The 23,564-nt window shown below is 67.1% G+C and carries 26 protein-coding genes and 1 pseudogene; 17 read left to right on the forward strand and 10 right to left on the reverse strand.

Going from position 1 to position 23,564, the window contains the following annotated elements:
* The first annotated feature begins 20 nt into the window (after positions 1 to 20).
* Entirely contained in the window at positions 21 to 1,055 is a 1,035-nt protein-coding gene (locus BKA10_RS16950) for an alpha/beta fold hydrolase (RefSeq protein ID WP_183500053.1), read from the forward strand.
* Here the strand turns inward: BKA10_RS16950 and BKA10_RS11715 are convergent.
* Positions 958 to 1,263 carry a response regulator transcription factor gene (locus BKA10_RS11715; RefSeq protein WP_372491446.1) on the reverse strand — a complete coding sequence of 102 codons (306 nt, stop codon included), beginning with the start codon at positions 1,261 to 1,263 and terminating at the stop codon, positions 958 to 960. The genes BKA10_RS16950 and BKA10_RS11715 overlap by 98 nt on opposite strands.
* A gap of 153 nt (positions 1,264 to 1,416) precedes the next feature.
* Positions 1,417 to 1,965 (reverse strand): hypothetical protein, encoded by a 549-nt coding sequence (locus BKA10_RS11720; protein ID WP_183500054.1) that lies wholly within the window; start codon positions 1,963 to 1,965, stop codon positions 1,417 to 1,419.
* A 140-nt stretch (positions 1,966 to 2,105) separates the two neighbouring features.
* Here BKA10_RS11720 and BKA10_RS11725 point away from each other — a divergent pair, with 140 nt between their 5' ends.
* The 3 genes from BKA10_RS11725 to BKA10_RS16720 all read left to right on the forward strand — a co-directional run bounded on the left by BKA10_RS11725 (position 2,106) and on the right by BKA10_RS16720 (position 4,847).
* Positions 2,106 to 2,288: a hypothetical protein gene (locus tag BKA10_RS11725; RefSeq protein WP_183500055.1), complete on the forward strand. Its 183-nt coding sequence runs from the start codon at positions 2,106 to 2,108 to the stop codon at positions 2,286 to 2,288.
* A 94-nt stretch (positions 2,289 to 2,382) separates the two neighbouring features.
* Positions 2,383 to 4,716, forward strand: coding sequence for a phosphoribosylformylglycinamidine synthase subunit PurL (gene purL, locus BKA10_RS11730; protein ID WP_183500056.1), 2,334 nt, complete (start codon positions 2,383 to 2,385; stop codon positions 4,714 to 4,716).
* The gene (locus BKA10_RS16720; protein ID WP_277816607.1) at positions 4,713 to 4,847 is read left to right on the forward strand and encodes a hypothetical protein; all 135 of its coding nucleotides are present in this window, start codon (positions 4,713 to 4,715) and stop codon (positions 4,845 to 4,847) included. Before purL ends, BKA10_RS16720 begins: the two co-directional genes overlap by 4 nt.
* A 369-nt stretch (positions 4,848 to 5,216) precedes the next feature.
* Here the strand turns inward: BKA10_RS16720 and BKA10_RS11735 are convergent, their stop codons facing one another.
* On the reverse strand, positions 5,217 to 6,578 hold the full coding sequence (locus BKA10_RS11735; protein WP_183500057.1) for a stress response protein: 1,362 nt from the start codon (positions 6,576 to 6,578) through the stop codon (positions 5,217 to 5,219).
* A gap of 603 nt (positions 6,579 to 7,181) precedes the next feature.
* On the opposite strand from BKA10_RS11735, the gene BKA10_RS11740 reads away from it, so the two are divergent.
* Positions 7,182 to 7,562: a VOC family protein gene (locus BKA10_RS11740; protein WP_183500058.1), complete on the forward strand. Its 381-nt coding sequence runs from the start codon at positions 7,182 to 7,184 to the stop codon at positions 7,560 to 7,562.
* Positions 7,563 to 7,712: 150 nt separating this feature from the next.
* Here BKA10_RS11740 and BKA10_RS11745 read toward each other — a convergent pair whose 3' ends face one another.
* Positions 7,713 to 8,339: a LuxR C-terminal-related transcriptional regulator gene (locus tag BKA10_RS11745; RefSeq protein ID WP_183500059.1), complete on the reverse strand. Its 627-nt coding sequence runs from the start codon at positions 8,337 to 8,339 to the stop codon at positions 7,713 to 7,715.
* Complete coding sequence (locus tag BKA10_RS11750) at positions 8,336 to 9,523, reverse strand: sensor histidine kinase (protein ID WP_183500060.1); 1,188 nt, start codon at positions 9,521 to 9,523, stop codon at positions 8,336 to 8,338. Before BKA10_RS11750 ends, BKA10_RS11745 begins: the two co-directional genes overlap by 4 nt.
* 163 nt (positions 9,524 to 9,686) lie before the next feature.
* Here BKA10_RS11750 and BKA10_RS11755 point away from each other — a divergent pair, with 163 nt between their 5' ends.
* Both BKA10_RS11755 and BKA10_RS11760 read left to right on the forward strand, forming a co-directional pair.
* Entirely contained in the window at positions 9,687 to 10,757 is a 1,071-nt protein-coding gene (locus BKA10_RS11755; RefSeq protein ID WP_183500061.1) for an FtsX-like permease family protein, read from the forward strand.
* On the forward strand, positions 10,754 to 11,449 hold the full coding sequence (locus BKA10_RS11760; protein ID WP_183500062.1) for an ABC transporter ATP-binding protein: 696 nt from the start codon (positions 10,754 to 10,756) through the stop codon (positions 11,447 to 11,449). Before BKA10_RS11755 ends, BKA10_RS11760 begins: the two co-directional genes overlap by 4 nt.
* Positions 11,450 to 11,645: 196 nt before the next feature.
* Here BKA10_RS11760 and BKA10_RS16725 read toward each other — a convergent pair whose 3' ends face one another.
* A complete protein-coding gene (locus tag BKA10_RS16725) occupies positions 11,646 to 11,774 on the reverse strand; it encodes a hypothetical protein (RefSeq protein ID WP_277816592.1) in 129 nt (42 codons plus the stop codon).
* A gap of 253 nt (positions 11,775 to 12,027) precedes the next feature.
* On the opposite strand from BKA10_RS16725, the gene BKA10_RS11765 reads away from it, so the two are divergent.
* The 3 genes from BKA10_RS11765 to BKA10_RS11775 all read left to right on the forward strand — a co-directional run bounded on the left by BKA10_RS11765 (position 12,028) and on the right by BKA10_RS11775 (position 13,610).
* Positions 12,028 to 12,492, forward strand: coding sequence for a hemerythrin domain-containing protein (locus BKA10_RS11765; RefSeq protein WP_248199278.1), 465 nt, complete (start codon positions 12,028 to 12,030; stop codon positions 12,490 to 12,492).
* Positions 12,493 to 12,612: 120 nt separating this feature from the next.
* On the forward strand, positions 12,613 to 13,251 hold the full coding sequence (locus BKA10_RS11770) for an HD domain-containing protein (protein ID WP_183500064.1): 639 nt from the start codon (positions 12,613 to 12,615) through the stop codon (positions 13,249 to 13,251).
* A gap of 71 nt (positions 13,252 to 13,322) precedes the next feature.
* Positions 13,323 to 13,610 carry a putative quinol monooxygenase gene (locus tag BKA10_RS11775; protein WP_183500065.1) on the forward strand — a complete coding sequence of 96 codons (288 nt, stop codon included), beginning with the start codon at positions 13,323 to 13,325 and terminating at the stop codon, positions 13,608 to 13,610.
* 89 nt (positions 13,611 to 13,699) lie between these two features.
* Here BKA10_RS11775 and BKA10_RS11780 read toward each other — a convergent pair whose 3' ends face one another.
* The gene (locus tag BKA10_RS11780; RefSeq protein WP_183500066.1) at positions 13,700 to 13,846 is read right to left on the reverse strand and encodes a hypothetical protein; all 147 of its coding nucleotides are present in this window, start codon (positions 13,844 to 13,846) and stop codon (positions 13,700 to 13,702) included.
* 123 nt (positions 13,847 to 13,969) lie between these two features.
* On the opposite strand from BKA10_RS11780, the gene BKA10_RS11785 reads away from it, so the two are divergent.
* The 4 genes from BKA10_RS11785 (at position 13,970) to BKA10_RS11800 (ending at position 17,834) form a co-directional block, all read left to right on the forward strand.
* Positions 13,970 to 14,587 carry a TetR/AcrR family transcriptional regulator gene (locus BKA10_RS11785; protein WP_183500067.1) on the forward strand — a complete coding sequence of 206 codons (618 nt, stop codon included), beginning with the start codon at positions 13,970 to 13,972 and terminating at the stop codon, positions 14,585 to 14,587.
* Positions 14,584 to 15,780, forward strand: a complete 1,197-nt coding sequence (locus BKA10_RS11790) for a nucleotide disphospho-sugar-binding domain-containing protein (protein WP_183500068.1) — start codon at positions 14,584 to 14,586, stop codon at positions 15,778 to 15,780. The genes BKA10_RS11785 and BKA10_RS11790 overlap by 4 nt, the downstream gene beginning before the upstream one ends.
* Positions 15,781 to 15,899: 119 nt before the next feature.
* Entirely contained in the window at positions 15,900 to 17,081 is a 1,182-nt protein-coding gene (locus BKA10_RS11795) for an efflux RND transporter periplasmic adaptor subunit (protein WP_183500069.1), read from the forward strand.
* A 9-nt stretch (positions 17,082 to 17,090) separates the two neighbouring features.
* On the forward strand, positions 17,091 to 17,834 hold the full coding sequence (locus BKA10_RS11800) for a hypothetical protein (RefSeq protein ID WP_183500070.1): 744 nt from the start codon (positions 17,091 to 17,093) through the stop codon (positions 17,832 to 17,834).
* Between the two features lie 133 nt (positions 17,835 to 17,967).
* Here the strand turns inward: BKA10_RS11800 and BKA10_RS11805 are convergent, their stop codons facing one another.
* The 3 genes and pseudogenes from BKA10_RS11805 to BKA10_RS11815 all read right to left on the reverse strand — a co-directional run bounded on the left by BKA10_RS11805 (position 17,968) and on the right by BKA10_RS11815 (position 21,189).
* Positions 17,968 to 18,879 (reverse strand): glycine betaine ABC transporter substrate-binding protein, encoded by a 912-nt coding sequence (locus tag BKA10_RS11805; RefSeq protein WP_183500071.1) that lies wholly within the window; start codon positions 18,877 to 18,879, stop codon positions 17,968 to 17,970.
* 72 nt (positions 18,880 to 18,951) lie between these two features.
* Complete coding sequence (locus tag BKA10_RS11810) at positions 18,952 to 19,884, reverse strand: ABC transporter permease (protein WP_183500072.1); 933 nt, start codon at positions 19,882 to 19,884, stop codon at positions 18,952 to 18,954.
* Positions 19,884 to 21,189, reverse strand: a pseudogene (locus BKA10_RS11815) (quaternary amine ABC transporter ATP-binding protein). The gene BKA10_RS11810 and the pseudogene BKA10_RS11815 overlap by 1 nt, the downstream one beginning before the upstream one ends.
* A gap of 371 nt (positions 21,190 to 21,560) precedes the next feature.
* Here BKA10_RS11815 and BKA10_RS11820 point away from each other — a divergent pair.
* From BKA10_RS11820 to BKA10_RS11830, 3 genes are read left to right on the forward strand one after another with little or no spacing between them, the layout of a single operon-like run.
* Positions 21,561 to 21,947 carry a GntR family transcriptional regulator gene (locus tag BKA10_RS11820; protein WP_183500073.1) on the forward strand — a complete coding sequence of 129 codons (387 nt, stop codon included), beginning with the start codon at positions 21,561 to 21,563 and terminating at the stop codon, positions 21,945 to 21,947.
* Positions 21,944 to 22,840, forward strand: a complete 897-nt coding sequence (locus BKA10_RS11825) for an ABC transporter ATP-binding protein (protein WP_183500074.1) — start codon at positions 21,944 to 21,946, stop codon at positions 22,838 to 22,840. The genes BKA10_RS11820 and BKA10_RS11825 overlap by 4 nt, the downstream gene beginning before the upstream one ends.
* Positions 22,837 to 23,532, forward strand: a complete 696-nt coding sequence (locus tag BKA10_RS11830; protein WP_183500075.1) for a hypothetical protein — start codon at positions 22,837 to 22,839, stop codon at positions 23,530 to 23,532. Before BKA10_RS11825 ends, BKA10_RS11830 begins: the two co-directional genes overlap by 4 nt.
* Positions 23,533 to 23,564: the final 32 nt, after the last annotated feature.

Here is a 23,564-nt window from a genome sequence, read left to right on the forward strand (position 1 = left end):
TCCGTGCCTAGACTGGCCCCGTGCCCGCGGGAGATCAGCTGATCCGCTACGTGCAGACAGCAGACGGAGACGTCGCGTGGTCGTCTATCGGCACTGGTCCGCCGCTCGTCATGGGCGGCTGGTGGTCGAGCCATCTGGAGCAGGACTGGGTGTTCGACGACTTCCGCGACTTCATCCTCCGGCTTGCTCGCCATCGCACCGTCATCCGCTACGACCCGCCCGGCATCGGGATGTCGTCCGCCGACCGCGCGCCACAGGGGATCGAGCCCCACACACGCGCGGTGCTCGCGGTGATGGACGATGCGAAAGCACGTACCGCGGATCTGTTCGCCGGGGCAGCGGGATGTCCCGGCGCCGTTGCACGCGCGTCGCACGAACCGGCGCGGGTTCGCTCTCTCGTGCTCTATGGCGGATACGTGCGCGGGCGCGACATCGCCTCTCCGACGGATCGGGAGGGGATGATCGAGCTCGTGCGCCGCTACTGGGGCGTTACCTCGCGGATGCTGACGGACATCTTCGTGCCCGACACCACCGCCGAGGAGCGGGAGATCTTCGCCGAATGCCAGCGCCGGATCGCCAGTGCCGATCGTGCGGCGGCGGCCCTCGCCGCGGTCTACTCCCTCGATGCCTCCGACGACGTCGGACGAGTGCGCGCGCCGACCCTGGTATTGCACCGGAGCGGCGACCGTGCGATCCCGCTCCCTCTGGGACGAGAGCTGGCGGCGCGCCTTCACGGTGCCGCATTCATCGAGCTCGAGGGTGCGAACCACTTTCCGTGGCACGGCGATGTCGACAGCGTCATGCAGCCTGTGCTGCGGCACCTCGGGGTCGCCGACGATGTCGCGCGACCGCCATCCGAGCCGCCGCTGATTGCGAGGCTCACCCCGCGGGAGCGGGAGATCCTCACTCTCGTCGCCGAAGGACTCACGGACGCACAGATCGCGTCCGCGTTGTTCCTCAGCGCTCACACGGTGCACCGGCACGTGGCGAACGCGCGAGCGAAGCTCGACGTACCGTCCCGAGCCGCAGCCGCGGCACTCGTCGTGCGCGGCTGACCGGCGGCGCGGTGGCCTCGACGCCGCCGACTCCTGGCATCCGCAGATCTATGAGCACGACGTCGGGGCGGGTCGCCGCCGCGATGCGCGTCGCCTGATCTCCGTCGGCGGCCTCGCCGACGACCTCGAAGCCGGGCTCGTCCGAGAGCATCCCCGCCAAGCCCGCTCGCACCACGGGATGGTCGTCGACGATGAGCAGCCGGATCATCGCGCGGCCACCCGGCCCGCGGGCGTCGCGGGCAGCCGCACCACGTCGATCCTGAGCACAGCGACGTGGACTTCCTCGTGGACTACAGGCCAGCTCACCCGCGAGCGGTCCCGACACTTTCTCGCTGCTGTGCCGCCCGGAACCCGCCACCGATCAGACCAGCGCGTCCCGCCCCGCCACCGCGCACACCGCACCGGCGATCAGCAGCACGGGCGCGGCGAGGATGCCGCACCAGAAGCTGCGGGCGACGCGCTCGACCGGCAGCAGGGCCGCCAGCACCGCGATGAACGCGAGCACGACGCCGACCACGCCGATGATCACCTGGCCGAAGACGAATGCCAGGGGAATGAAGTGGATGCCGACAACGGCCAGCACGAGCGGCGCGAACTGGTCGGTGCGCCGTGCGTAGGCGGCCCAGATCGCCAATCCGATGATCGCCACGATCTCGATGGCGAAGACGACGAGGTACGCCGTCCAGGCGGAGCCGCCGAAGTCGATGGCCGTGGCAGTGTCCCATGCGCGGATCGCGATCGGGATGTTGATGGCCGCCATCGCGATGCCGGTGAGCGAGAGCACCGCGAGCACAACACGCCACACCCAGTGCGGCGGCTTCTCCTGCGCCCAGCCCGACCAGATGAATGCGGCCACACCGAAGATCGCCGCGGTCATGACGAGGTCGCGGGGGAAGTCGTGGTCGATCATGCCCACCTCCTCCTGCCACCCTGGCGCACCGAACGCCCGGTGTCCACGGAGTGCCCGGGATACCGGGCGGCCGCCGATGTCAAGGCTCTGTCGTCGCCGGTCGTGCCGACGCATACTGACCGCAATCGAAAGGAGCCGCCATGGCCGACAAGGAGGAGTATCGACCCGACGAGGAGCCCTCGACGGAGGACCTGCAGGAGCCGAGCACCGAGAAGGACCCGGGCGAGGAGCCCCACGCACCTGAGCAGAAGGACGCGGAGCCCAGCCACGAAGCTGTGGGCATCGGTGTCGTGGAGGGCGGCTCGGACGACGACGAGACCTGAGGCGGCTCCGAGTGCCAGCGGCACGACGGGGGTGGAGGCGGCCCGAGTAGACTGGGCAGGTCCCCCGGCATCCCGAGTCTTGGAGTCCAGCCGCGTGAGCACCCCTGTTATCTCTCCTGGCGCCGACACCGTCGACAATGCCCTGGCCACGCCCGAGAAGGAGCAGCCGTACGCGGCGCTCGGCCTCAAGCCCGACGAGTACGAGAAGATCCGCGAGATCCTCGGTCGTCGCCCCACCAGCGGTGAGCTGGCGATGTACTCGGTCATGTGGAGCGAGCACTGCTCGTACAAGTCGTCGAAGATCTACCTGCGCCGATTCGGCGACAAGGTCTCCGACGAGATGAAGGAACGCCTCATGGTGGGCATGGGCCAGAACGCGGGCGTCGTCGACGTCGGCGAAGGCTGGGCGGTCACCTTCAAGGTCGAGTCGCACAACCACCCCAGTTACATCGAGCCGTTCCAGGGCGCCGCGACCGGCGTCGGCGGCATCGTCCGCGACATCATCTCGATGGGCGCCCGCCCCGTCGCGATCATGGATCAGCTGCGCTTCGGCGCCATCGATCACCCCGACACCGCCCGCGTCGTGCACGGCGTCACCAGCGGCATCTCGTTCTACGGCAACTGCCTGGGCCTGCCCAACATCGGCGGCGAGACCGTGTTCGACTCGGTCTACCAGGGCAATCCACTCGTCAACGCTCTCGCGGTCGGCGTCCTGCGCCACGAAGACCTCAAGCTCGCCAACGCGTCGGGGGCCGGCAACAAGGTCGTGCTGTTCGGCGCCCGCACCGGCGGCGACGGCATCGGCGGCGCCAGCATCCTGGCATCCGACACCTTCGCCGACGGCGGACCCACCAAACGCCCCGCGGTGCAGGTGGGCGACCCCTTCGCCGAGAAGGTGCTCATCGAGTGCTGCCTCGAGCTGTACCAGGGTGAACTGGTCGAGGCCATTCAGGACCTCGGCGCCGCCGGCATCTCGTGCGCGACCAGCGAGCTGGCCGCCAACGGCGGGTCGGGCATGCGCGTCGACCTCGAGAACGTGCTGCTGCGCGACCCCACGCTCACGCCCGAAGAGATCCTCATGAGCGAGAGCCAGGAGCGCATGATGGCGATCGTGGCTCCCGGCAAGCTCGACGCGTTCCTCGCCGTCACCGCCAAGTGGGATGTCGAGACGAGCGTCCTGGGCGAGGTCACCGGTGACGGCCGCCTGCAGATCTTCTGGCACGGCGAAGAGATCGTGAACGTCGACCCGTCCACGGTCGCCGTCGACGGCCCTGTATACGAGCGGCCGGTCGCCTACCCGACGTGGATCGACGCGCTGCGCGAAGACTCGGCGTCGGCCCTGCCCCGCACCGACGACGCCGACACCCTGCGCGCGCAGTTCCTGCAGCTGCTGGGCAGCCCGAACCTCGCCGACACGTCGTGGATCACCAACCAGTACGACTACTTCGTGATGGGCAACACGGCGCTGAGCTTCCCCGATGACGCCGGCATGATCCGCGTCGACGAGGAGTCGGGACTGGGCTTCGCGATCGCGACCGACTGCAACGGCCGCTACTGCCAGCTCGACCCGTACCAGGGCGCCCAGCTCGCCCTCGCCGAGGCCTACCGCAACGTCGCCGTCACCGGCGCGACCCCGACCGCCGTCACCGACTGCCTCAATTTCGGCAGCCCCGAGAATCCTGAGGTCATGTGGCAGTTCGGGCAGGCCGTCGACGGCCTCGCCGACGGCTGCTTCGACCTGTCGATCCCCGTCACCGGCGGCAACGTGAGCTTCTACAACCAGACCGGCGACACCCCGATCTTCCCGACCCCGGTCGTCGGCGTGCTCGGCATCATCGATGACGTCGCCCGCCGCATTCCGTCGGGCTGGCAGGATGCCGGGGAGAACATCTACCTGCTCGGCATCACCGCCACCGAGCTCAGCGGATCGGCCTGGGCCGACACGGTTCACGACCACCTCGGCGGCCGTCCGCCGGCGGTCGATCTCGCTGCCGAGAAGCGTCTCGCCGAGCTCATCCGCGCGGCATCGCAGCAGGAACTCGTCTCGAGCGCCCACGATCTGTCGGCCGGCGGGCTCGCCCAGTCGCTCGCGGAGGGCGTCATGCGCTTCGGCGTCGGTGCCCGCGTGTGGCTGCGCGAGATCATGGAGCGCGATGGCGTGGATGCCGCGACGGCACTCTTCAGCGAGTCGACCGGCCGCGTGATCGTGACCGTGCCGCGCGAAGAGGACGTGAAGTTCCGCGGGCTGTGCGAGGGCCGGGGCTACCCGGTGCTGCGCATCGGCGTGACCGACCCCGCCGCCGACGGGGATGAGCCCGCGCTCGAGGTGCAAGACCTGTTCACCGTGCCGCTGTCCGAACTGCGCGGCACGTCGACCCAGACCCTACCGGCCGCCTTCGGCCCGACCGTCACGGAGGTTCCCGCGTGAGTGATGCCGACGAGTACAGCGGCTTTGCCGACAAGCGCGCGAGGCGCATGAAGGTCATCGCGTGGACCGTCATCATCGCGCTGATCCTCGTGGGCGGCGGCGCGACGGTCCTCTCCCTCATCTTCGGCTGACGGCTGCAGTGCGGGGTGGATGCCGCTTCTCCTCGCCCCTTTGCCAAGTGCGTCGCCGCGAGTTTGAGCCTCGCAGGCAGCGGGGCATCGCCCCGCACGGCGCATCCGACATAGGCGCGGACGCGCTGACCATCCCACACAAAGAGAAAGCCCCGACTGTTACCACACAGCCGGGGCGAGACGAATGAGAAGTTCGCCTATCCCCACCAGCGTACCGCTCGCACCTGGGAGGTGGCTCGGCGTCGGGTGGCTGGATCCGAGTGGTTGCGCAGCCGGACGCGGAGGGACCGTCTTTCGGGTCCGTCTGCTCCAGTCGTCGGCCTGTATGTGTGGCCTTCGTCGGGTCGGTCCTGGCGCTCCCGCGGACGGTCAGGGTGTTGCGGGGCGCTTCGGTAGCTCGTCGTCTTGGGAGGAGAGCGCAGCCGACGGGATGTCCTTGGACACCGCCTGGTCCACCTCGACCTCTTCGGGCTTGCGCAGCCGAGGCGGCGCGGCAGACCAATCCTTAAGTCGCTGGCCAACAAGGTCGTAGGACTCGAGGATCGCGTCCATCACTGAGTCGATGAATCCGGATCTACCGGCGAGCCGCGCGCCGCCCATCTTCCCGATGTAAGTGATGGTGAACGACTTGATCTCCTTTGTGGGATCAACGACAAGGACTCCGGGATCCTCGCGGGCGGTCTTCAGAAGCTCAGCGGTGCCGCCTCGTTGACGCACGGCGAATGCCTCCAGCCGGAGCGTGTCTGGCGCATCCTTCAGTTGACGAAGTAGCCAGTTGACCCTCGTGGTGGGTCGTCCCTCGGCGGGAGCGCTTGTGGAGAAGGAGCAGGTGATCTGCGCGGCGCGGATATCGACAGTCACGGTCAAAGGGGACACCGCGTTTGGAATCCGGATTGCGCCGGACATCTTGCCGTCGTTGACCAGCATGTCTGTGACGGCCGCAATTCGGAGCGCCGGGTTGGCGACCTCCGCCTTCGACAAGACTTGAGTCACGTCAGCGCCAAGTCGCTGGCCGAGTTTGAGCGCACCGTAGCGCAGCAGTGCATCAAATCGGCCGGCCACCTGCGAGGCGTCCTTATCGCTCTTCCGGAGAGTGCCACTCGACACGGACTCCCGAACGGGGACCCAGCTCGGACCCATGTCCGTGAACTCGACGGCACCTGACTTCGGGTGCTCGAGGTACCGGATCAACTCGCCCAGGATCCATGCCTGGTCAGGGTCAGCTACTCCACGAAATTCCTTCTGCATGATCGCGGCCGTCAGCACTTCTGTCCACGACAGGTGGTGCATGGCGGCGTACTTGGACTTCCGCTTATCGACGACGGTCGGGTGCGTGCCAGCCGCCGGCGGGATCTCGTTCGAGATCGTCAGCAACGCGTCGAAGCGGTGCTCCCGCGCGACGTCCAGATAGTTCTCCAGCTGCTCCCGCTGTAGCTCGTTGTTGCCTGTCTTGACCTCGACGAGCGCGGTCCAGACCTTGCTGCCACGCTTTACGCGGATGAGGCCGTCGGGGAACACCTTCCTGTCGCCCAAGAGGAACGGCACCTCGATGAACGTCTCGAGCACCCCCGCTGGCGCACCCATACGACCCGTTATCACCCGGCCGTACTCCTTCACCGAACTCATAACCGCAAGGAGAGCGGATGTCGCTCGTCGCTCTTGCTCCTCGGCGCCGTTGATCCCAGACGTTGGGATCAGGCGCGCGGTGTTCCAAGAGTTCTCTTCTGCCATTTCAACTCCGTCATTGACACGATCTCTCCAGGAACGCTAGCGGGAAACCCGTATCGCCCTGAGCATTTCCACTCGCAGCGCGTTGCAGTAACGACTCAGCACTTCGCGCCGTACACCTTGGAGCATCGAGGCGCACAGCGCGTCGGAGACCGCCGCCTGCACGATCCGGCGATGACACACACACCGGGACCCGCAGCCAGACCGCAGGCGTGACCGAGAGCGTATTCCGGAAGGCAGACGGCCGGGGGATCCCCGAGCTCAGCCGCGCGACGCTCCGTTTGAACGACGGGTCCACGCTGGAAGCCCGGGTGCCCCGTCCCGTTGGGGACGAGATCACCTTCCCCGCCCTTGTCGGTCCCGTTCGAATTCATCGACCTCGGCATCTGTCCGATCTGTCTCGCGCCCGGTCCGACCAGTCGCGAGCATGTCCCGCCCCACTCGGTCGGCGGGAACACCCCCGTCGTGACCCCGCTTGAGACCATCACGGGATTTCACGCCCTAGAACGACCCGCGAAATCCGACGTTGATAGCCGCGCGTATCGGGACCCGCCTCCGCGCAGCTCCATAGCGTGCGATGTCGGGGGTGTGCCCGATGATGAGCGAATGACCGCGCACGCGCACTCGATTCCGTTCACGATCGACTACATCGAGATCTCAGTCACCGACATGCAGGCCGCTCGCGACTTCTATCGCGCCGCGTTCGGATGGTCATTCGCCATATACGGCGACCAATACTCTGGCATCCGCACCGCGGCTGAATCGGGAAGCGACGGCGAAGAAGCCGGCGGGCTGCTCCTCGCAGAGACAGTCACCCGAGGTGGCCCCCTTGTTCTCCTCTACGCCGATGACATCGAGGACGCCGTCGAGCGCGTCACCCGGGCCGGCGGCACTGTCGTGAACGGTCCCTATGAATTTCCCGGCGGCCGCCGCTTCCACTTCCTCGACCCGAGCGGCAACGAACTCGGCGTGTGGTCGGCCTCCTAGCGGTCGAGCGTTTCACTCGATGGACGGCGTGGAGTTCGCTGGCAGTAGCTGTCGCTTCCCTTGGCGCGGCCGTCGCGGCGCTCATTGTGGCGCGATAGTCGACCGTGTTGCGGACGTCCGTGTCCCGCGGGCTGATGTCGTGCCGCGGGATTAGCGCAGGATGCCGCGTTGTCTGGCTGCGGATACCGCTGCGGTGCGTGAGGTGACGGCGAGCTTGGTGAAGATGTGGGCGAGGTGGGATTTGACGGTGGTCTCGCTGACGAATAGTTCTGTTGCGATGTCGGTGTTGGAATGGCCGGCTGCGACGAGCTCGAGTACTTGTATCTCGCGACTGCTGAGGTTCGCTTGGGGTGCTCGCATGCGGTCTAAGAGTCTCGAGGCGATGACGGGTGCGAGGGCGCTTTCGCCTGCGGCGGCGGCGCGGACGGCTGCTGCGAGCTCGTGGGGTGGGGCATCCTTGAGGAGGTAGCCGCTGGCGCCGGCTTCCACGGCGCCGAGAATGTCGGCATCCGTATCGTAGTTGGTCAGTACGAGGACATAAGGGGCCGCGTCGAGGGCACGGATACGCCGGGTGGCGTCGGCTCCGGTGGCTGTGGCTTGCGCGCCGAACTGGAGATCGATCAGTACGACGTCGGGGTTGCTGTGCTCTGCGGCGGACACCGCTTCGTCGGGTGTGGCAGCTTCCGCGATGACGTCTATGTCCCCCTCGAGGGCGAAGAGAGCCACCAGTCCCGCGCGGACGATGGGGTGGTCGTCGGCGATGAGAAGCCGGATCATGTCGTCTGCTCCAGGGTGAGCTCGATGGTCAGCTGTGTGCCTTCGCCGGGCTGCGTGTCTACGACGAGGCTGCCACCGAGTTGTTCTGCTCGTTCGCGGGTTGCCTGGAGCCCGAATGAATCGGAGCGCCCGCGCGATTCGATGACTGCCAGGTGAGGCTCGAAGCCTTTGCCGTCGTCGGCGATGGTGAACTGCAGCCGCTCGTGATCGGCGGCGAGAGTGATCGTCGCGGTGGTGGCTTGTGCGTGCTGGATGACGTTGGCGATGGCTCCCTGCGCGATCCGCAGCAGCGCCGTCTGGACGTGCATCGGTAGTTCGAGTGTGTCGGATACACGCACGTTGACGTGGAGGCCTTGCGCAGCCCATTGAGAGTCGGCGAGCCTCCGCAGCGCTCCGCCGAGGCCGCGGTCGTCGAGGTCGGGCGGGGTGAGTTCGCGGATGAACCGGCGTGCATCAGCAAGATTGCTGGCCGCGGTGTCTCGGGCAAGCCGAATGTGTTCGGCCCCAGGGCGTTCGGGGTCGGCCTTCTCGGCGGCGTAGAGCAGCATCTGGATGCTGGACAGGCCTTGGGCGAGGGTGTCGTGGATTTCGCGAGCCAGCCGGGCGCGTTCGGCGAGGACTCCGGACTCGTGTTCGGTCGCCGCGAGCTGGCCTCTGGTGGCGAGTAGTTCGCGCATGAGGACTTCGCGTTGCTCCGCCTCGCGGGCCAGAGCTTGGTAGCCGAGACCGATCAGAAGGGCGACACCCGCGCCGACCAACGGCCCGATGACTCCGCCGAGACTCCATCCGCTGTGGATGCCCAGCGCACAGATGGCGGTCACGGTAGCGACGACGATCGCGGCAGCGCCCCACCACGGGCCGAGGAGATTGAGGTAGAGGAAGAACAACGGGAAGACGAGGTACGCAGCTTCGGGTGTCAGCCAGAGGAGGATTACCCACTCCAGACTGAGCGTCGCCAACCACAGCAGGCGCAGGACGCGACCACGGTGACGTGTGGTCCTGGTCTTCACCGCTCCGATCCCGTAGGTGACGAGAATCACCAGGGTGAGGACGATCGCGGCGACGCTACTCTCCGTTGGTGAGATCACCGCGCGGACGATGACCAGAACGGCGAGAGCGGCGAAAAGGACATGCAGCCCGGTGCGAAGACCCACGAATACCGGGGTGAGCGCGGTGTGGGGCATGGACCGAATCTTACGCATCGCCATGACTGCGGCATCGTCCGAAAGGACGACTTCCCCAACCACCCTTCAGTCGGCAAAGCCTGTGCCGGCGGCCGATGAGATGGCACGTCGAGAAAGGAAAAGTGGTACGTGTCCCCAGGTCGGGTGACCGGAAAGGAATCTCATGTTCGTCGCGCTCCGCGACCTACGCTTCGCCCGCGGCCGATTCGTCTTGATCGGGTCGGTCGTCGCCCTCATCACCGTTCTCGTCGGGTTCCTCAGCGGCCTCACCGGTGGCCTTGCCACCCAGAACATCTCCGCCGTCCTGTCGATTGCTGCAGATCGGGTTGTGTTCTCTGCGCCCACCATGGACGGCGCGGCTGCAAGCTTCTCCGATTCCACCATCACCGAACAGCAGACCACTGCCTGGAACACCGCCGCCGGCGTCACCTCAGCAGAACCGATCGGGATCAGCCAGACTCGGGCAGAGGCTGGCGACGCCCGAATCGCGATAGCCATCTTCGGCGTGCAGCCCGGGTTCAACACCACCGCTCCCTCTCAGGGCGGCCGGGTGAGTCTTTCCGCTCCCGCAGCCAAAGACCTCGACATCACCACCGGCGATGACGTGACGATCGCAGGGACCACGTACACGGTCGAAACGATCGCTGGTGATGCCTGGTACAGCCACACCCCCGTAGTGGAGATGACCCTTTCCGATTGGCAGGCCTACTCGGCAGCCACCGGCAACCCCGACGCTTACGCGACGGTCCTCGCCGTCACCGGGTCGCCGGACTGGGAGATCACAGACACCGCGAACTCCACCGTCTCCCAGACCGTTCTCGGGTCGTTGACCGCGCTCAGCGCGTTCCGCTCCGAGATCGGGTCGCTTCTGCTGATGGTCAGCATGCTGTTCGGGATCTCCGGCCTGGTCATCGGCGCGTTCTTCACCGTCTGGACCATGCAACGCAAGGGCGACATCGCAGTACTCAAAGCACTCGGCGCCAGCACCTCCTCACTGGTCCGGGACGCACTGGGTCAGGCGCTGATCGTTCTGCTCCTGGGGATAGGAGTCGGGTTGGGACTGGTCACCCTCTTCGGCGCCCTCGCCGGCACCGCCCTACCGTTCCTCCTGAACCCCCTCACGACACTGCTGCCCGGCGCGATCATGATCACGCTCGGCCTCGCTGGAGCCGCATTCGCGCTCCGCTCTGTCACATCCGCCGACCCCCTCACCGCCCTCGGGAGCAACCGATGATCCGCCTCGACAACATCACCCTCACCTTCCCCGACGGCGACAATCGCGTCACCGCTGTCAACCAGGTCAGCCTCACCGCTCACCCAGGAACCGTTACCGGCATCACCGGCCCCAGCGGCTCCGGGAAATCCAGCCTCCTCGCCGTCGCCGCGACCCTCCTCCGCCCCGACTCCGGGCAGGTCATCATCGACGACGTCGATGCCACCCTCCTCGCCCCCGGCGAAGCGACTGAGACCCGCCGGAACAAGATCGGCATCGTTTTCCAGCAGCCCAACCTCATCCCGTCCCTGACCGCGCTCGAGCAGCTGTCCGTCATGAACGAGCTCGGCGCACGCCACTCCCGACGGAACCGGGGCAACGCGGCCAAACGAGCCGAGACGCTTCTGGATGCGGTTGGACTCGCCGACCACCGAGACAAACGACCCCATCAGCTCTCCGGAGGTCAACGCCAGCGAGTGAACATCGCCCGCGCCCTGATGAACGACCCCAGCGCGCTCCTCGTCGACGAACCCACCAGTGCCCTTGACCAGGAACGCGGCGCCAGCATCATCCAGCTCATCCTCCGCCTTACCGACGAGCTGAACACCTCGACGCTGCTCGTCACCCACGATCTCGTCCACCTGCCCCGCATGCACGGTGTCGTCAACCTCGTCGACGGCGCACTCGTCGACACCGTCTCTGCAGCCGCGTAACCCCCCAGTCGAGCTGTGGACGAAAGCCACCCCGACGGGTCACGGCACCCGGGTGCTCCAGACGGAGGTCGATACGGGCTGTCGACGGTGGCGCTCACCGAGCCGATCATCACCAATCGGTATGCGAGTGCCCGTTCAGGGAACCTCCTGCGGCGCTCGTCGACCTTCAACACCGCGTATCGGATCAGGTCAGTCGCTAGTCGCTCGCGCTCCCACCTGCCTGGTCGTCGAGCTCCTTGAGACGCCTGAGCTTCGACCACGGCACGAAAGCAACCCAGGCGATCGAAGCAATCGAGGCGCCCATGATCATTGACGCAATGTCCATGACTGGAGGCTACGCACCGCGCGGACCGTAAGCCTCCCTCTCGAGGCGGAGATCGCACCAATCTGACGAGCGCTGGCCGACCGATAGCGAACGCTTACGTCTCCCAGCGTGCGCTGCGCGAATAGGGACCGTCCGATCCACTGGCGTCGTCGACTAGATGCGCGCGTAAACTGGTCGCGCGCCGTCGGATCTCATGGTCTGGTTGGCGCTCGAACAAGGCGGTCACTATGAAAGCTCGTACCGATATCCTCGCGTGAGCGACATTCCCCGGCTCGTCGCGTGGCGCCGTCAGCTTCTCGACGCGCACGATCGGCTTCGCCTCGCACTCGCTGCAGCGCAAGAGGCAGCACGCGCCAGTGAGGACATCCCAGACGCGTCGCGAGATCTGTTGCTCTTCTGCCACGGCTTCTGCGCGGCTCTCGATGGGCATCACCGCGGTGAGGATGCGCTGCTGTTCCCCGCCGTCGTCACACAACACCCTGACGCCGCACGCATCGTCACCAAGCTCCGGCAGGATCACGACATGATGGCGACTCTCCTCGCTCGATTCGACGTGGTGGTGCGCTCGGCTGAGCCGCCCACGGCGCTCGCGCAGCATTTGCAGGGCCTCGCAGCGATCATGGAGTCGCATTTCCGATTTGAAGAGCGCGAACTGGAGCCACTTCTGGATCAACTCGAGCTTCACGCGGACCCTGAAGAGGTCATCGGACCCCTGTGATCCACACGCTCTCGGCGGCAAGACTCCCGAAGGGACGTCCGCAAGGGGATGGCTGTTTTCGGACGATCGCTGTCGCACCCGCCTGTATCGAAGGTGCACACGCGCCCGCAGGATGTAGGCATGCGCATCGCAGACTTCCCCGTGCTCGATACTCCTGCTGCCCGGGGTGCCCTCGACCTCGCCACGCAGTACCAGTCCCCCGCAATCACGGCTCACGCGCTGCGCTCCTGGCTCTGGGCCGAGGCCTTCGCGCAGGTCGACGGCATCACCGACATCGACCACGAGCTGCTGTACGTGTCGGCCGTCCTGCACGACATCGGCACTGTGGCGGAGTTCGATAACCACCGGATCTCCTACGAGCACGCCGGTGGGCACGTCGGTGTCGCGCTTACAGCGGGAGCAGGCTGGCCCGCGCACCGGCGCGATCGAGTGCTCGAGGTGATCGTGCGACACAACTGGACGAGTGTCGATCCCGCGTTGGACGCCGAGGGCTACCTACTCGAGATCGCCACAGGACTGGACATCTCCGGCGCGAGGCCGGATGCTCTGCCGGAGGACTTCCGGCGCGAGGTGCTCGCTGCCCACCCCCGAGGAACGATCGCCGCGGAGTTCGGCTCATGCGTCAGCGACCAGGCAACGCGCAAGCCCGATACGGCCGCGAAGCGACTCGTCGATGGCGGCCTCATCGACAAGCTCGCGGCCAACCCCCTCGAACGTCTGGGCGGACTCGAGCAGCATCAGAACAAGCACGGACGGTGAGCGGAACTTGCGAGCAACGCGCAGTGACGGATCGCGGGTGAGCAGGAGCCGCCGTGATCTAGGTTGGTCGAATGACCGAAGTCACGCTCACCGGCAAGCTGGTCTGCGCCTCGCCCTCGGAAGCCGAGGTCATCGAGGACTTACTTCCTCAGCATGTTCTGTTGACCCGTGCCGAACCAGGCTGCCTCCTCTTCGAGGTCACGCGCCGCGGGTCGTCGCTCGTGTGGGATGTCACCGAGCGCTTCGGCAACGAAGACGCCTTCCACGCGCACCAGGCGCGAGTAGCGGAGAGTACGTGGGGAGCGGAGACCGCAGCGATCAAGCGGGACTACACCGTCACCGGTCTCACCGCTGAATAAGCGAAGCAACGCGCGGATCGGTGCCACTTGCGGGCATTGCTCGTACGGGGATCGCCAGGTCGGCTTGCCCCGCATGGTCGTCATGCCGGTCACGGCATCCGCGACAGCGCGGCCTCCATCGCCACAACGCCTTCTTCGCGCCCTTGTTCGATGAGGCGCTCGGCGTCACGGATGAGCGCGGCGATTTCGGGCGATGTGGACGGCCACTCGAGCGCCCGAGAGGCGCTGTCGAGCAATCCCCTCACGTAGAGGCTGAAGGCGAAGCCTCCCTCCGCGGGAACGATGTGCCTAAAGCCGGAGACCGCCTCGATCGCCGCGTCAGGTGGACATAGACTAATTGATGGGTCAGAATATTGAACATGCGTTCAGTACTGGATGGTAGAGACATCACGGCACGGGGCCGCATTCTCGAAGCGGCACTCGAGCTGTTCAGTGCGAACGGCTTCCGCTCGACGACAGTGCGGGCAATCGCGGACGCGGCGGGAGTCAGCGCGGGGCTCGTCCTCCACCACTTCGGTAGTAAGGAAAACCTGCGACGCGAGTGCGATGAACGGGTGGTTCACTTTATTGGGGCCAAAGATGCGAGTGACGCGGCGGACGTAATCGCGCATGCAGCGAGCCAGTTTGGTCCCTATATCGCCCGCATGCTTTACGAAGCTGGCGAGGCCAGCGACAGTTTGTTTGACCGCCTCCTGGAATCGGCCCGCAACGCACTGGATGTGGGAGTGGATTCAGGAACCATGACCGCGTCGAGCGACGTCGATGCGCAAGCTGCGGCATTACTGACCCTGGGAGTCGCCCCGTTCTTTCTCGCAGCTCAACTGGCTCGTTGGGCGGGGGGTGACGCTCAGGCGGGAATCGCTCGCGTGGCAGGCCCGATCGCCGACATCTATGCGCGAGGACTCTTCGTGGACACCTCACACAGGATGGACCCCCCACACCGGGTGGATGCTTCGCAGCAAAGGCAAGATCAGTGAGACTTCTGCTCGCCACCGCCGGTTCACGAGGTGATGTCGAGCCGTTCGCTGCTCTCGCTCGACGAGCAATGTTCGAAGGGCATGAGGTGCGTCTGGCCGCGCCGGACAGCTCCGGGGTTGGCCTGTCGGGCATCGACGTCGTCAGCATGGGTGTCGACTACACACGCATGATCGAAGAGCAAGGCGTGTCGGCCTGGGCCGCCATCCGGTCGTTCCGGGAAGTCGTTCGCCCAACCATGCACGCAGTGATCGTTCAGACCGCGCGTGCTGCGATGGAGTATCGACCCGACGTACTGATTTCACACCCGAAAGTGCTTTCCGCGCCGCTCGTCTGCGAGGCGCTGGGCATACCCCATGTCCTCGTCGAGACCGTGCCGTCCATGACACCCACCAGGGCCTTCCCCGCCGCCGGCACGACAACCCGCAATCTCGGAGCCCTCAACCGGCTCACCTATCGAGCGGCCGGACTGAGCGCCCGGATGTTCCGTTCTGACCTCACCGAAGTGGCTGGACTCGTCGGCGCAACGCGGCGCCGCCCCGCGCCTCCCGCCGCCACGCTGCTGCCGATCAGCCCGGCGATCCTCGAAAGGCCAGAAGACTGGCCCGAATCGGTGCACCTGACAGGACCCTGGCGCACCGAGTCGGCTGATTCCACCCTGCGCGAGGACGTTGCCTCATTCATCGCAGAAGGACGGTTCGTGTACGCGGGATTCGGATCGATGGCGGCGGGGGATCCATCCATCCGCGGCAGAGAAGTACTCCAGGGCATTCGTGACCGCGGCTCGCGGGCGCTGATCGCCACAGGACTCGGCGGACTGCGGATCGGCGACGATCTGCTCGGCGACGACGTCCTGGTCGTTCCATCGGTAGACCACGATCTGGTACTACCCCACGCCGAAGCCGCCATCCACCACGGCGGGATCGGAACGCTTCAGGCCGCAACTCGCGCGGGAGCCGTCTCCATCGTGGTCCCCTTCATCGCCGACCAACCGTTCTGGGGAGCCCGACTGCACGAAAGAGGCCTGGCGCCCGCACCAATCCCCCGCAGACGTCTGAACGCTCACCACGTCGGCGAAGCGCTGACAGACTCGACGAAGTATCGACACGCAGTCAATGTCGCCGCCGAGGTGATGTCGAACGAGCACGGGACCGCCGTCGCGATGGAAATTATCCGTCAACAGGCGGATACCTGATCACCCACCCTGCGCTCGTTGCACTCCGTCGAGCCGAACACGCCGGGCGCTCGCGCGGGAACGGATGCCGGGGATGACGGGCCCGCGACGATGCGGCGCCCGGCCATTAGGCTGAACGCGTGGACCCCGTGTTCCTCGCGGCGCTGGCCGAGTTCTGGTGGATCGCACCGACCGCGGTCGGTGCGGGTGCGGTCGGCTGGATAGGCGTGCGTCACCAGCGTGCCGAAAACGCGCGGCGACTCGAGTATGAAGCCGCCCGCAGCGATCTGCGCGCCGCGCGCGCCGAGGGCACGAAGGCGCGTGTCACGGTCAAGGTCGCCCGCGCGGAGCTTGCCCGCAGCCAGGCAGAGCGCGCGGCGGGGCGTGCGAGCAGCGCCGATGTGGCGGCCGCGCGCCGCGAACTGCAGCGCGCCGAGCGTGAATATCGCGCGGCCGGCGCCGGGGTGCGGTCCTATCGTGCGCAGGTGAGCGCGGCCCGCGCGGTGTTGCCGACCACGACGACCTCCGACCCTTCGACGCTGCCGGTGGGCCGCCTCATGGCGAGCCACGACACGGTCATCGCCCGGTGGCTGGACTACGAGACCGACCCCGCGAAGCTCATCGCCTTCCCGGCCATGAGCGATGCCCGCCAGCCGCTGACCGCCGACTTCCTGACGGCGAGCGCCACCGCGCATGATCTCCGTCCGGCATCCGCCCGGGCCCGCATGACGACGACGGACTTCGCCGCGTACCGCGACGCCGTGCGCGGGCTCGAGCAGTCGTTCAACGCCGCCGAGGAGCGTGCGTGGCAGCTCGCACGCTCGAGCGGTTCGATCCCGCCCGACGCCGAGCCGCACCCGACACCGCCGGCTCCGACCCTGCAGTGGACCGAGTTCGCGCAGAACGCCATCAGCAAGGGCGCCGATGCCCTGGCGCGCGCCGCCGAGGTCGCGCGTCAGGCTGCATCCTCCCATCAGAGGGGGGATGCCGGCAGCGCTGCGCCCCCGGCATCCGCCCGCCCCTGGCAGAAACCCCAGCCGACACCTCCCGCCGCAGCGGCACCGCAGCCCGAACGGCGCACACCCGCCCCGACGCCACCTGCCCAACCCGCAGCGCCACCCGCCGACGCCGCAGCGGCACCGCGGCCCGGGGAACCCGCCCCGACGACGCCTGCCGAGCCCCCAGTGACACGGCAACCCGAGCGACCCGACCCCGAACCTCAGGCGCCCGCCGGACCACGCCCCGCGCCGAAGACTTGGCCGATCCCGTCGCGCACCCAGGGCCGGGTGCGACGCCCCGAGGGCACGGGGTCAGACGGCTAACATTGCACCGTGAATGACTTCTGGCAGTTCGCCGGCAACTTCTGGTGGCTGGTGTTCCCGTTGGGCGCCGGCGTCGCCGCCGTCGGCCGCAGCTGGGAGCGCGCCGCCAAGACGCGCCACAAGCGGCGCCTCGAGGTCATCCACGCCAAGGCCGAGCTCACCTCTGCCAAGGCCGCCGCCCGCCACAATCCGGTAGCCAGGGCGTCTGAACCCAAGGCGATAACGCGCCCACAGGCGGTGCCCACCCAGCTCGAACAGCTGTTCAAGAAGCACGACGACACGACCGCGCGCTGGCTCGACTACGAACTCGATGTCGCCAAGCTCATCGCGTTCCCGGCCATGAGCGACGGGCGGCAGCCGCTGACCGCGGGATTCCTGCGCGCGAAGAAGGTCGCCGACAATCTGCGCCCGTCATCGACGAGCGTCAAGATCAACGCCACCGACCTCGCCGAATACCGGGCGTCGGTCACCGACTACGAGGTGGCGTTCGACCTCGCCGAGCGCGATGCCCGGCGCATCCGCGACTCAACGTTCACGGCCGCCGAGCGCAAGCGCCTCGACACCGCGAAGCAGCTGATGACCGTCGCGGTCGACCAGGCGGCGACCCCTGCCGAGCGCCACGTCGCCTACAAGCGTGTGCGCGACGAGCTGGACGGGCTGATCGCCCTGTCGGATGACGCGGTGGAGATCCTCGAGAAGAAGGTCGCCCTGCAGCTCGAGCCGCGCCGGACCCCGCCGCCGGAAACCGCCTGACGCTCGGGCAGGACCCCGCCGCAGGACCGCCTGACCCTCGGGCACCAACGTCTGAACCTCCCGGCATCCGTCCCCCTGACGAAAAGAGCCGCCCCGCGCGATGCGGAGCGGCCCTCGTCGTACCGGAGTCGAATTACTCGGTGATGAGCCAGTCGACCTGGTCGCCGTACTCTTCGAGCCAGGCGTCGACGGCGCCCTCGGGGTCGCCCTCCCACTCGTCGGAGGTCACGAGACCCTCGAGCGCACCGTACTGGTCGTCGTCCAGCTTGATCTTGCCGATGTACTCGGCCGCCTCGGGGAACTCCTCGGCGAAGCCGGTCGTGCCCAGGAAGTGCAGCGACTCGGCGTCGCCCATCGCGCCCTGCGGGTCTTCGAGGTCCTTCATCGGCCACTCGGCGTAGGCCCAGAACGGACGCCACAGCGTGACGACGATGGGCTCTTCGGCAGCCACGGCGGTGTCGAGCGCCGTGAGCATGCCGGCCGTCGACGAGGTGACCAGCTCGTAGTCATCGAGCCCGTACGCCGGGATCATGCTGTCCTGCGTCGCCGCAGTGAGGCCCGCGCCCGGCTCGATGCCGATGATCTGGCCACCGAACATGTCGGCGTTGGCAGCCAGGTCTTCGAGCGAGTTGATGTCGGTCACGTACTCGGGCACCGCGATGGTGAGCACGGCGCCGTCGTAGTAGGCGCCGAGGTCTTCGATGTCGTCGCCGTACTCTTCCATGTACTCGGCGTGGGTCACTTCGGACCACGCCGACGGGTACATGTCGACGTCGCCCGAGGCGAGCGCGGTGTACAGCGGCCCGGCGTCGACGACCTCTTCCATCTCGATGTCGTAGCCGAGCTTGCCGAGCTGGTCTTCGAGCAGGTACGCGGTGCTCAGGCCGTCGGTCCACGCCGGCAGGAAGCCCATCGTGATGGTGCCCATCTCTTCGGCGGCGTTGTCACCACCGTCGGCGTCGTCGGTGCCGCCGGCGCAGCCGGTGAGCACGAGCGCGCCGGCCAGGCCGAGCGCGGGAAGTGCAGTGAGGTGCCTCTTGTTCATGCTGTTTCCTTCTTTCTTCATGTATGTCTTCACACGTTCCGTATGTGCTGTTTTCTTGGGAGGGATGAGTCTCTAGCGGGTCTCGACGGATGCCGGGACCCGGACCTTCGTGGCCGCTTCGGCGCGCCGCTGTGCGTCGCGCCGCCGGTTCAGCGCACCGAGCAGCGACGACTTGTAGTCGCCGGGGTTGCCCAGCGCTGCGGTGACCCGGTCGAGGTACACGGCGATGAATACGACGCCGAGGCCGGCCTCGACGCCCTTGGCGATGTCGATGGTCTGCAGCGCCGAGACCACTTCCTTGCCGAGGCCGGGGGCACCGGCCATGCCGGCGATGACCGACATCGACAGGGCGAGCATGATGACCTGGTTGACGCCGGCCATGATCGTCGGCATCGCCAGCGGCAACTGGATGCCGGTGAGGATCTGCCGCGGCTGGGCGCCGAAGGCGTAGCCGGCTTCGACGGTCTCGCTGTCGACGCCGCGGATGCCCAACTCGGTCAGGCGCACGCCGGGCGGCAGGGCGAAGATCACGGTCGCGACCACACCGGGCACGAACCCGAGACCGAAGAACACCATGGCCGGGATCAGGTAGACGAGCGAGGGCATCGTCTGCATGAAGTCGAGCACCGGCCGCAGGATCGTGCTGACCCTGTCGTTGCGGGCGGCCCAGATGCCCAGCGGCACCGAGATCGCGACGGTGACCAATGCCGCGATCAGCACCAGTGCGAGGGTCTGCATCGACGTGTCCCACTGGTCGATGCCCAGGATGAGCAGGAACATCACGACGGTGCCGACGGCCAGCTGCCAGGAGCGGACGAGCCACGCGATGGCGGCGAACAGCACGATCATCAGCAGAGCCGGCGGGGCCAGCAGCAGATCGGCGAGACCCTCGGTGAGGAAGCCGACGACGTCCGAGATGAAGTCGGTCAGCCACTTCATGTTGTCGCGGATCCAGTCGACACCGGTCTCGACCCAGTCGCCGATGTGAATGCGGAAATCGTCCATCAGCGCACCTCCTCCGTCTTGACGGCACCGGCTTCGCCGGCATCGGCCGCCGCGAGTGCCGCATCGATCTCGGCCTGCGGCATGGGCCGCAGCGGGATGGTGAGCTCATCGGTCGAGTTCGGCCCGGGGCCGAGCGCGGCGAGCAGCGTGACGCGCGGAATGACCCCGACGAGGCGGTCCTCGGCATCCGTCACCGCCAGCGGCACCGACGACTCGACCGACGGCACGAACAGATTCAACAGGATCTCGGACTCGTCGACGCTCTGCGACACGGGCCGCAGCATCGAGGTCAGCGACTTCTCGCCGCGGCGGACGAGCTTGAGCGCGTCGCGGTCGCTGACGGTGCCCAGCAGCGTGCGGTTGCGGTCGACGACGTAGACCGCCGACGTGTAGTTGTCGCGCATCTCGTGCAACGCGGCGCGGGGGGCCCGCCGTGTCGAGCACGACCGGCCGCGGTCGCTCCATGACGTTGCCGGCGGTGAGTACGCGGGCACGATCGACGTCTTGCACGAACTGCTCGACGTAGTCGTTGGCCGGGTCGGTGAGGATGTCTTCCGGCGTGCCGATCTGCACGATGCGACCGTCACGCATGACCGCGATGCGGTCGCCGAGGAACATGGCCTCGTTGAGGTCGTGGGTGATGAAGACGATGGTCTTCTTGAGCTTCTGCTGCAGTTCGAGCAGCTGCTCCTGCATCTCGCGGCGGATGAGCGGGTCGAGGGCGCTGAACGCCTCGTCCATGAGCAGGACCTCGGTGTCGGCGGCGAGCGCCCGGGCGATGCCGACGCGCTGCTGCATGCCGCCCGACAGCTCGGAGGGCAGCTTGTCGCCCCAGCCGCCCAGGCCCACGAGCGCCAGGATCTCTTCGGCCTTCGCGAGCCGCTCAGTCTTGCCGGTGCCGCGCAACTCGAGCGGGTAGGCCACATTGTCGGCCACGGTGCGGTGCGGCAGCAGGGCGAAGTGCTGGAACACCATCGAGACGCGGTCGCGGCGCACCTCGCGCAGCCGCGCGGCCGGTACGTCGGTGATCTGGTCGCCGAGCATCGTGACGGTGCCGCTGGTCACGTCGTGCAACCCGTTGAGCATGCGGATCAAGGTGGACTTGCCCGAGCCGGACAGCCCCATGATCACGAAGATCTCGCCGGGTTGCACCGAGAACGACGCGTCGATCACCGCGGCGGTGCCGACATCGGCCACCTGGGTGCGGGTCTGGCCGGCCTTCAGCCGGCGGACGGCGTCTTTCGGGTTGCGACCGAAGACTTTGTACAGATTCCTCGCCTCGACGGCGGGTGCGGAAGAAGTCACGTGCTTCACCTCGGCAGCCGCGCGCGCAGGCCGCTCGGTTATGCCCGGGTCGCGATCATCGGCACGGTGCCTCACGTGTCACATACGAGACACAACGGCGCCCTACTCCGGTGACGCACATCGGGTCCGTCACCCAAACCGCCAACCGTACGCCCGTTCGCAACAGATCCCCAGAGACCCCCTCGAACGACCGCGGACTGGTCGTAGCGGGCGCAATGCCCGACATTCCACCGTACGTCGACTGTCGACAAGAACGCAAACTCACTGTCGACAATCGGACAGACCGCTCCGTGAGATCCAGGGTTGACAACCGCGGCATCCGCGTTGCATGGTTAGTTAGTCAAGTAAGTAACCAAGGAAGCGGAGCAGGGATGATCGATGAGGGGCGGGCGCTCTTCCTGCAGATCGCGGAGAGCATCGAAGACTCGATCGTGGACGGGAGTCTCGCCGAAGAGGCGCAGGCGCCGTCGACGAACGAGCTCGCGTCCTTCCACCGCATCAACCCGGCGACCGCCGCGAAGGGGATCTCGATGCTCACCGACAAGGGCGTGCTGTACAAGCGCCGCGGGATCGGCATGTTCGTGGCCTCGGGAGCCCGCGAGCTGCTGCTCGGCGAGCGCCGGGCCGCATTCGCCGAGCGCTACCTCGACCCGCTCCTGGCCGAAGCCCGCACCATCGGGCTCGGCCCCGAAGAACTCGGCCGCCTCCTCACCGAGCGCGCCGCCCTGACGACTCCGACGGAAGGACCTGAACGATGACCACCGTGATCGAGGTCACCGGCCTCACCAAGCGCTACCGCGACACGCTCGCGGTCGACGACATCGCCCTCACCTTTGAGGAGAACACGATCTACGGTCTGCTGGGGCGCAACGGCGCCGGCAAGACGACGGTCATGTCGATCCTCACGGCGCAGAACTTCGCCACCCACGGCGAGGTGCGCGTCTTCGGCGAGCACCCGTATGAGAACGCCAAGGTGCTCAGCCGCATGTGCTTCGTCCGCGAGAGCCAGAAGTATCCCGACGACGCGAAGCCGTCGCACGCGTTCAGAATCGCGCGACTGTTCTACCCGCACTGGGATCAGGACTTCGCCGACCAGCTGATCGACGACTTCCAGCTGCCGATGACCAAGACGATCAAGAAGCTCTCCCGCGGCCAGCTCAGCGCGGTCGGCGTCATCATCGGGCTCGCCGCGCGGGCCGAGATCACCTTCTTCGACGAGCCGTACCTCGGCCTCGACGCCGTCGCACGGCAGATCTTCTACGACCGGCTGCTCGACGACTACACCGAGCACCCGCGCACGATCATCCTGTCCAGCCACCTGATCGACGAGGTGTCCAACCTGCTCGAACACGTGATCGTGATCGACAAGGGCCGCATCATCATGGACGAGAACACCGATGACGTCCGCGGCCGCGCCGCCAACATCGTGGGCGAGACGACAGCGGTCGACGCGTTCGTCGCCGGCCGCGAGGTCATCCACCGCGAGAGCCTCGGCCGCGTCTCGAGCGTCACCGTGCTGGGCCGGCTCACCGACGCCGACCGCGCAGAGCTGACCGCCGTGGGCCTCGACGTCACGCCCGTCTCCCTGCAGCAGCTGATCGTCCGCACGACGCAGAACGCCGTGACCCACGAGGAAGGAGCCCTCTCATGAATCGCACCTGGAACGTCGTCCGCATGCAGCTGGTGAACCGCCAGACCTACCTGTGGGTGCCGGTCATCGTCCTGGTGGGCTCGCTGATCATCACGCTCGCCATCTACGGCATCATCTCCAGCGCCGGCGTCGACAGTGCGATGTACGGCGGCGGCGCCCAGGCACCGCTGTGGTACTTCGCCGTCGTCGGCGCCCAGGCACTGACCCTCACCTTCCCCTTCTCGCAGGCGATGAGCGTCACCCGGCGCGAGTTCTTCCTCGGGACGCTGCTCACCGCCGGGCTCACCGCGCTGATCCTCGTCATCGTGTTCGTGGTCGGTGGGCTCGTGGAGCAGGCGACAAACGGGTGGGGAATGGACGGGTACTTCTTCTACATCCCCTGGATCTGGGATGCCGGGCCCTTCGCCGCGGGCGTGTTCTTCTTCGCCCTCGCCCTGCTGTTCTTCGTCGTCGGGTTCTGGGGGGCGACGATCTACAAGCGCTGGGGCACGGCCGCCCTCACCACCGTGATCCTCGCGATCGCGCTGGTGCTGGTCGGTCTGCTGTGGCTGGTCGGGCAGCTCAACGCGTGGGCCGAGGTGGGCCTGTGGCTCGCCACCACCGGCGCACTCGGGATGGCACTGTGGGGGCTGCTGCTGTTCGTGGTGCTGGCCGGCTCGTCGTACCTGACCCTGCGACGCACCGTCCCCTGAGCACCCGATCGAGATGAGGGATGCCGTGGCCT

This window comes from Microbacterium invictum, from assembly GCF_014197265.1.
Lineage (GTDB): Bacteria > Actinomycetota > Actinomycetes > Actinomycetales > Microbacteriaceae > Microbacterium > Microbacterium invictum.

Coding starts and splice junctions, on each gene's coding strand:
- BKA10_RS11805 (WP_183500071.1), bottom strand. CDS start 18,879: ATGAACAAGAGGCACCTCACTGCACTTCCCGCGCTCGGCCTGGCCGGC.
- BKA10_RS16725 (WP_277816592.1), bottom strand. CDS start 11,774: ATGGACATTGCGTCAATGATCATGGGCGCCTCGATTGCTTCGATCGCC.
- BKA10_RS11725 (WP_183500055.1), top strand. CDS start 2,106: ATGGCCGACAAGGAGGAGTATCGACCCGACGAGGAGCCCTCGACGGAG.
- BKA10_RS11825 (WP_183500074.1), top strand. CDS start 21,944: ATGACCACCGTGATCGAGGTCACCGGCCTCACCAAGCGCTACCGCGAC.
- BKA10_RS11740 (WP_183500058.1), top strand. CDS start 7,182: ATGACCGCGCACGCGCACTCGATTCCGTTCACGATCGACTACATCGAG.
- BKA10_RS11785 (WP_183500067.1), top strand. CDS start 13,970: ATGCGTTCAGTACTGGATGGTAGAGACATCACGGCACGGGGCCGCATT.
- BKA10_RS11735 (WP_183500057.1), bottom strand. CDS start 6,578: ATGGCAGAAGAGAACTCTTGGAACACCGCGCGCCTGATCCCAACGTCT.
- BKA10_RS11755 (WP_183500061.1), top strand. CDS start 9,687: ATGTTCGTCGCGCTCCGCGACCTACGCTTCGCCCGCGGCCGATTCGTC.
- BKA10_RS11770 (WP_183500064.1), top strand. CDS start 12,613: ATGCGCATCGCAGACTTCCCCGTGCTCGATACTCCTGCTGCCCGGGGT.
- BKA10_RS11720 (WP_183500054.1), bottom strand. CDS start 1,965: ATGATCGACCACGACTTCCCCCGCGACCTCGTCATGACCGCGGCGATC.
- BKA10_RS11775 (WP_183500065.1), top strand. CDS start 13,323: ATGACCGAAGTCACGCTCACCGGCAAGCTGGTCTGCGCCTCGCCCTCG.
- BKA10_RS11760 (WP_183500062.1), top strand. CDS start 10,754: ATGATCCGCCTCGACAACATCACCCTCACCTTCCCCGACGGCGACAAT.
- BKA10_RS11745 (WP_183500059.1), bottom strand. CDS start 8,339: ATGATCCGGCTTCTCATCGCCGACGACCACCCCATCGTCCGCGCGGGA.
- BKA10_RS11820 (WP_183500073.1), top strand. CDS start 21,561: ATGATCGATGAGGGGCGGGCGCTCTTCCTGCAGATCGCGGAGAGCATC.
- BKA10_RS11830 (WP_183500075.1), top strand. CDS start 22,837: ATGAATCGCACCTGGAACGTCGTCCGCATGCAGCTGGTGAACCGCCAG.
- BKA10_RS11750 (WP_183500060.1), bottom strand. CDS start 9,523: ATGCCCCACACCGCGCTCACCCCGGTATTCGTGGGTCTTCGCACCGGG.
- BKA10_RS11715 (WP_372491446.1), bottom strand. CDS start 1,263: ATGATCCGGCTGCTCATCGTCGACGACCATCCCGTGGTGCGAGCGGGC.
- BKA10_RS11810 (WP_183500072.1), bottom strand. CDS start 19,884: ATGGACGATTTCCGCATTCACATCGGCGACTGGGTCGAGACCGGTGTC.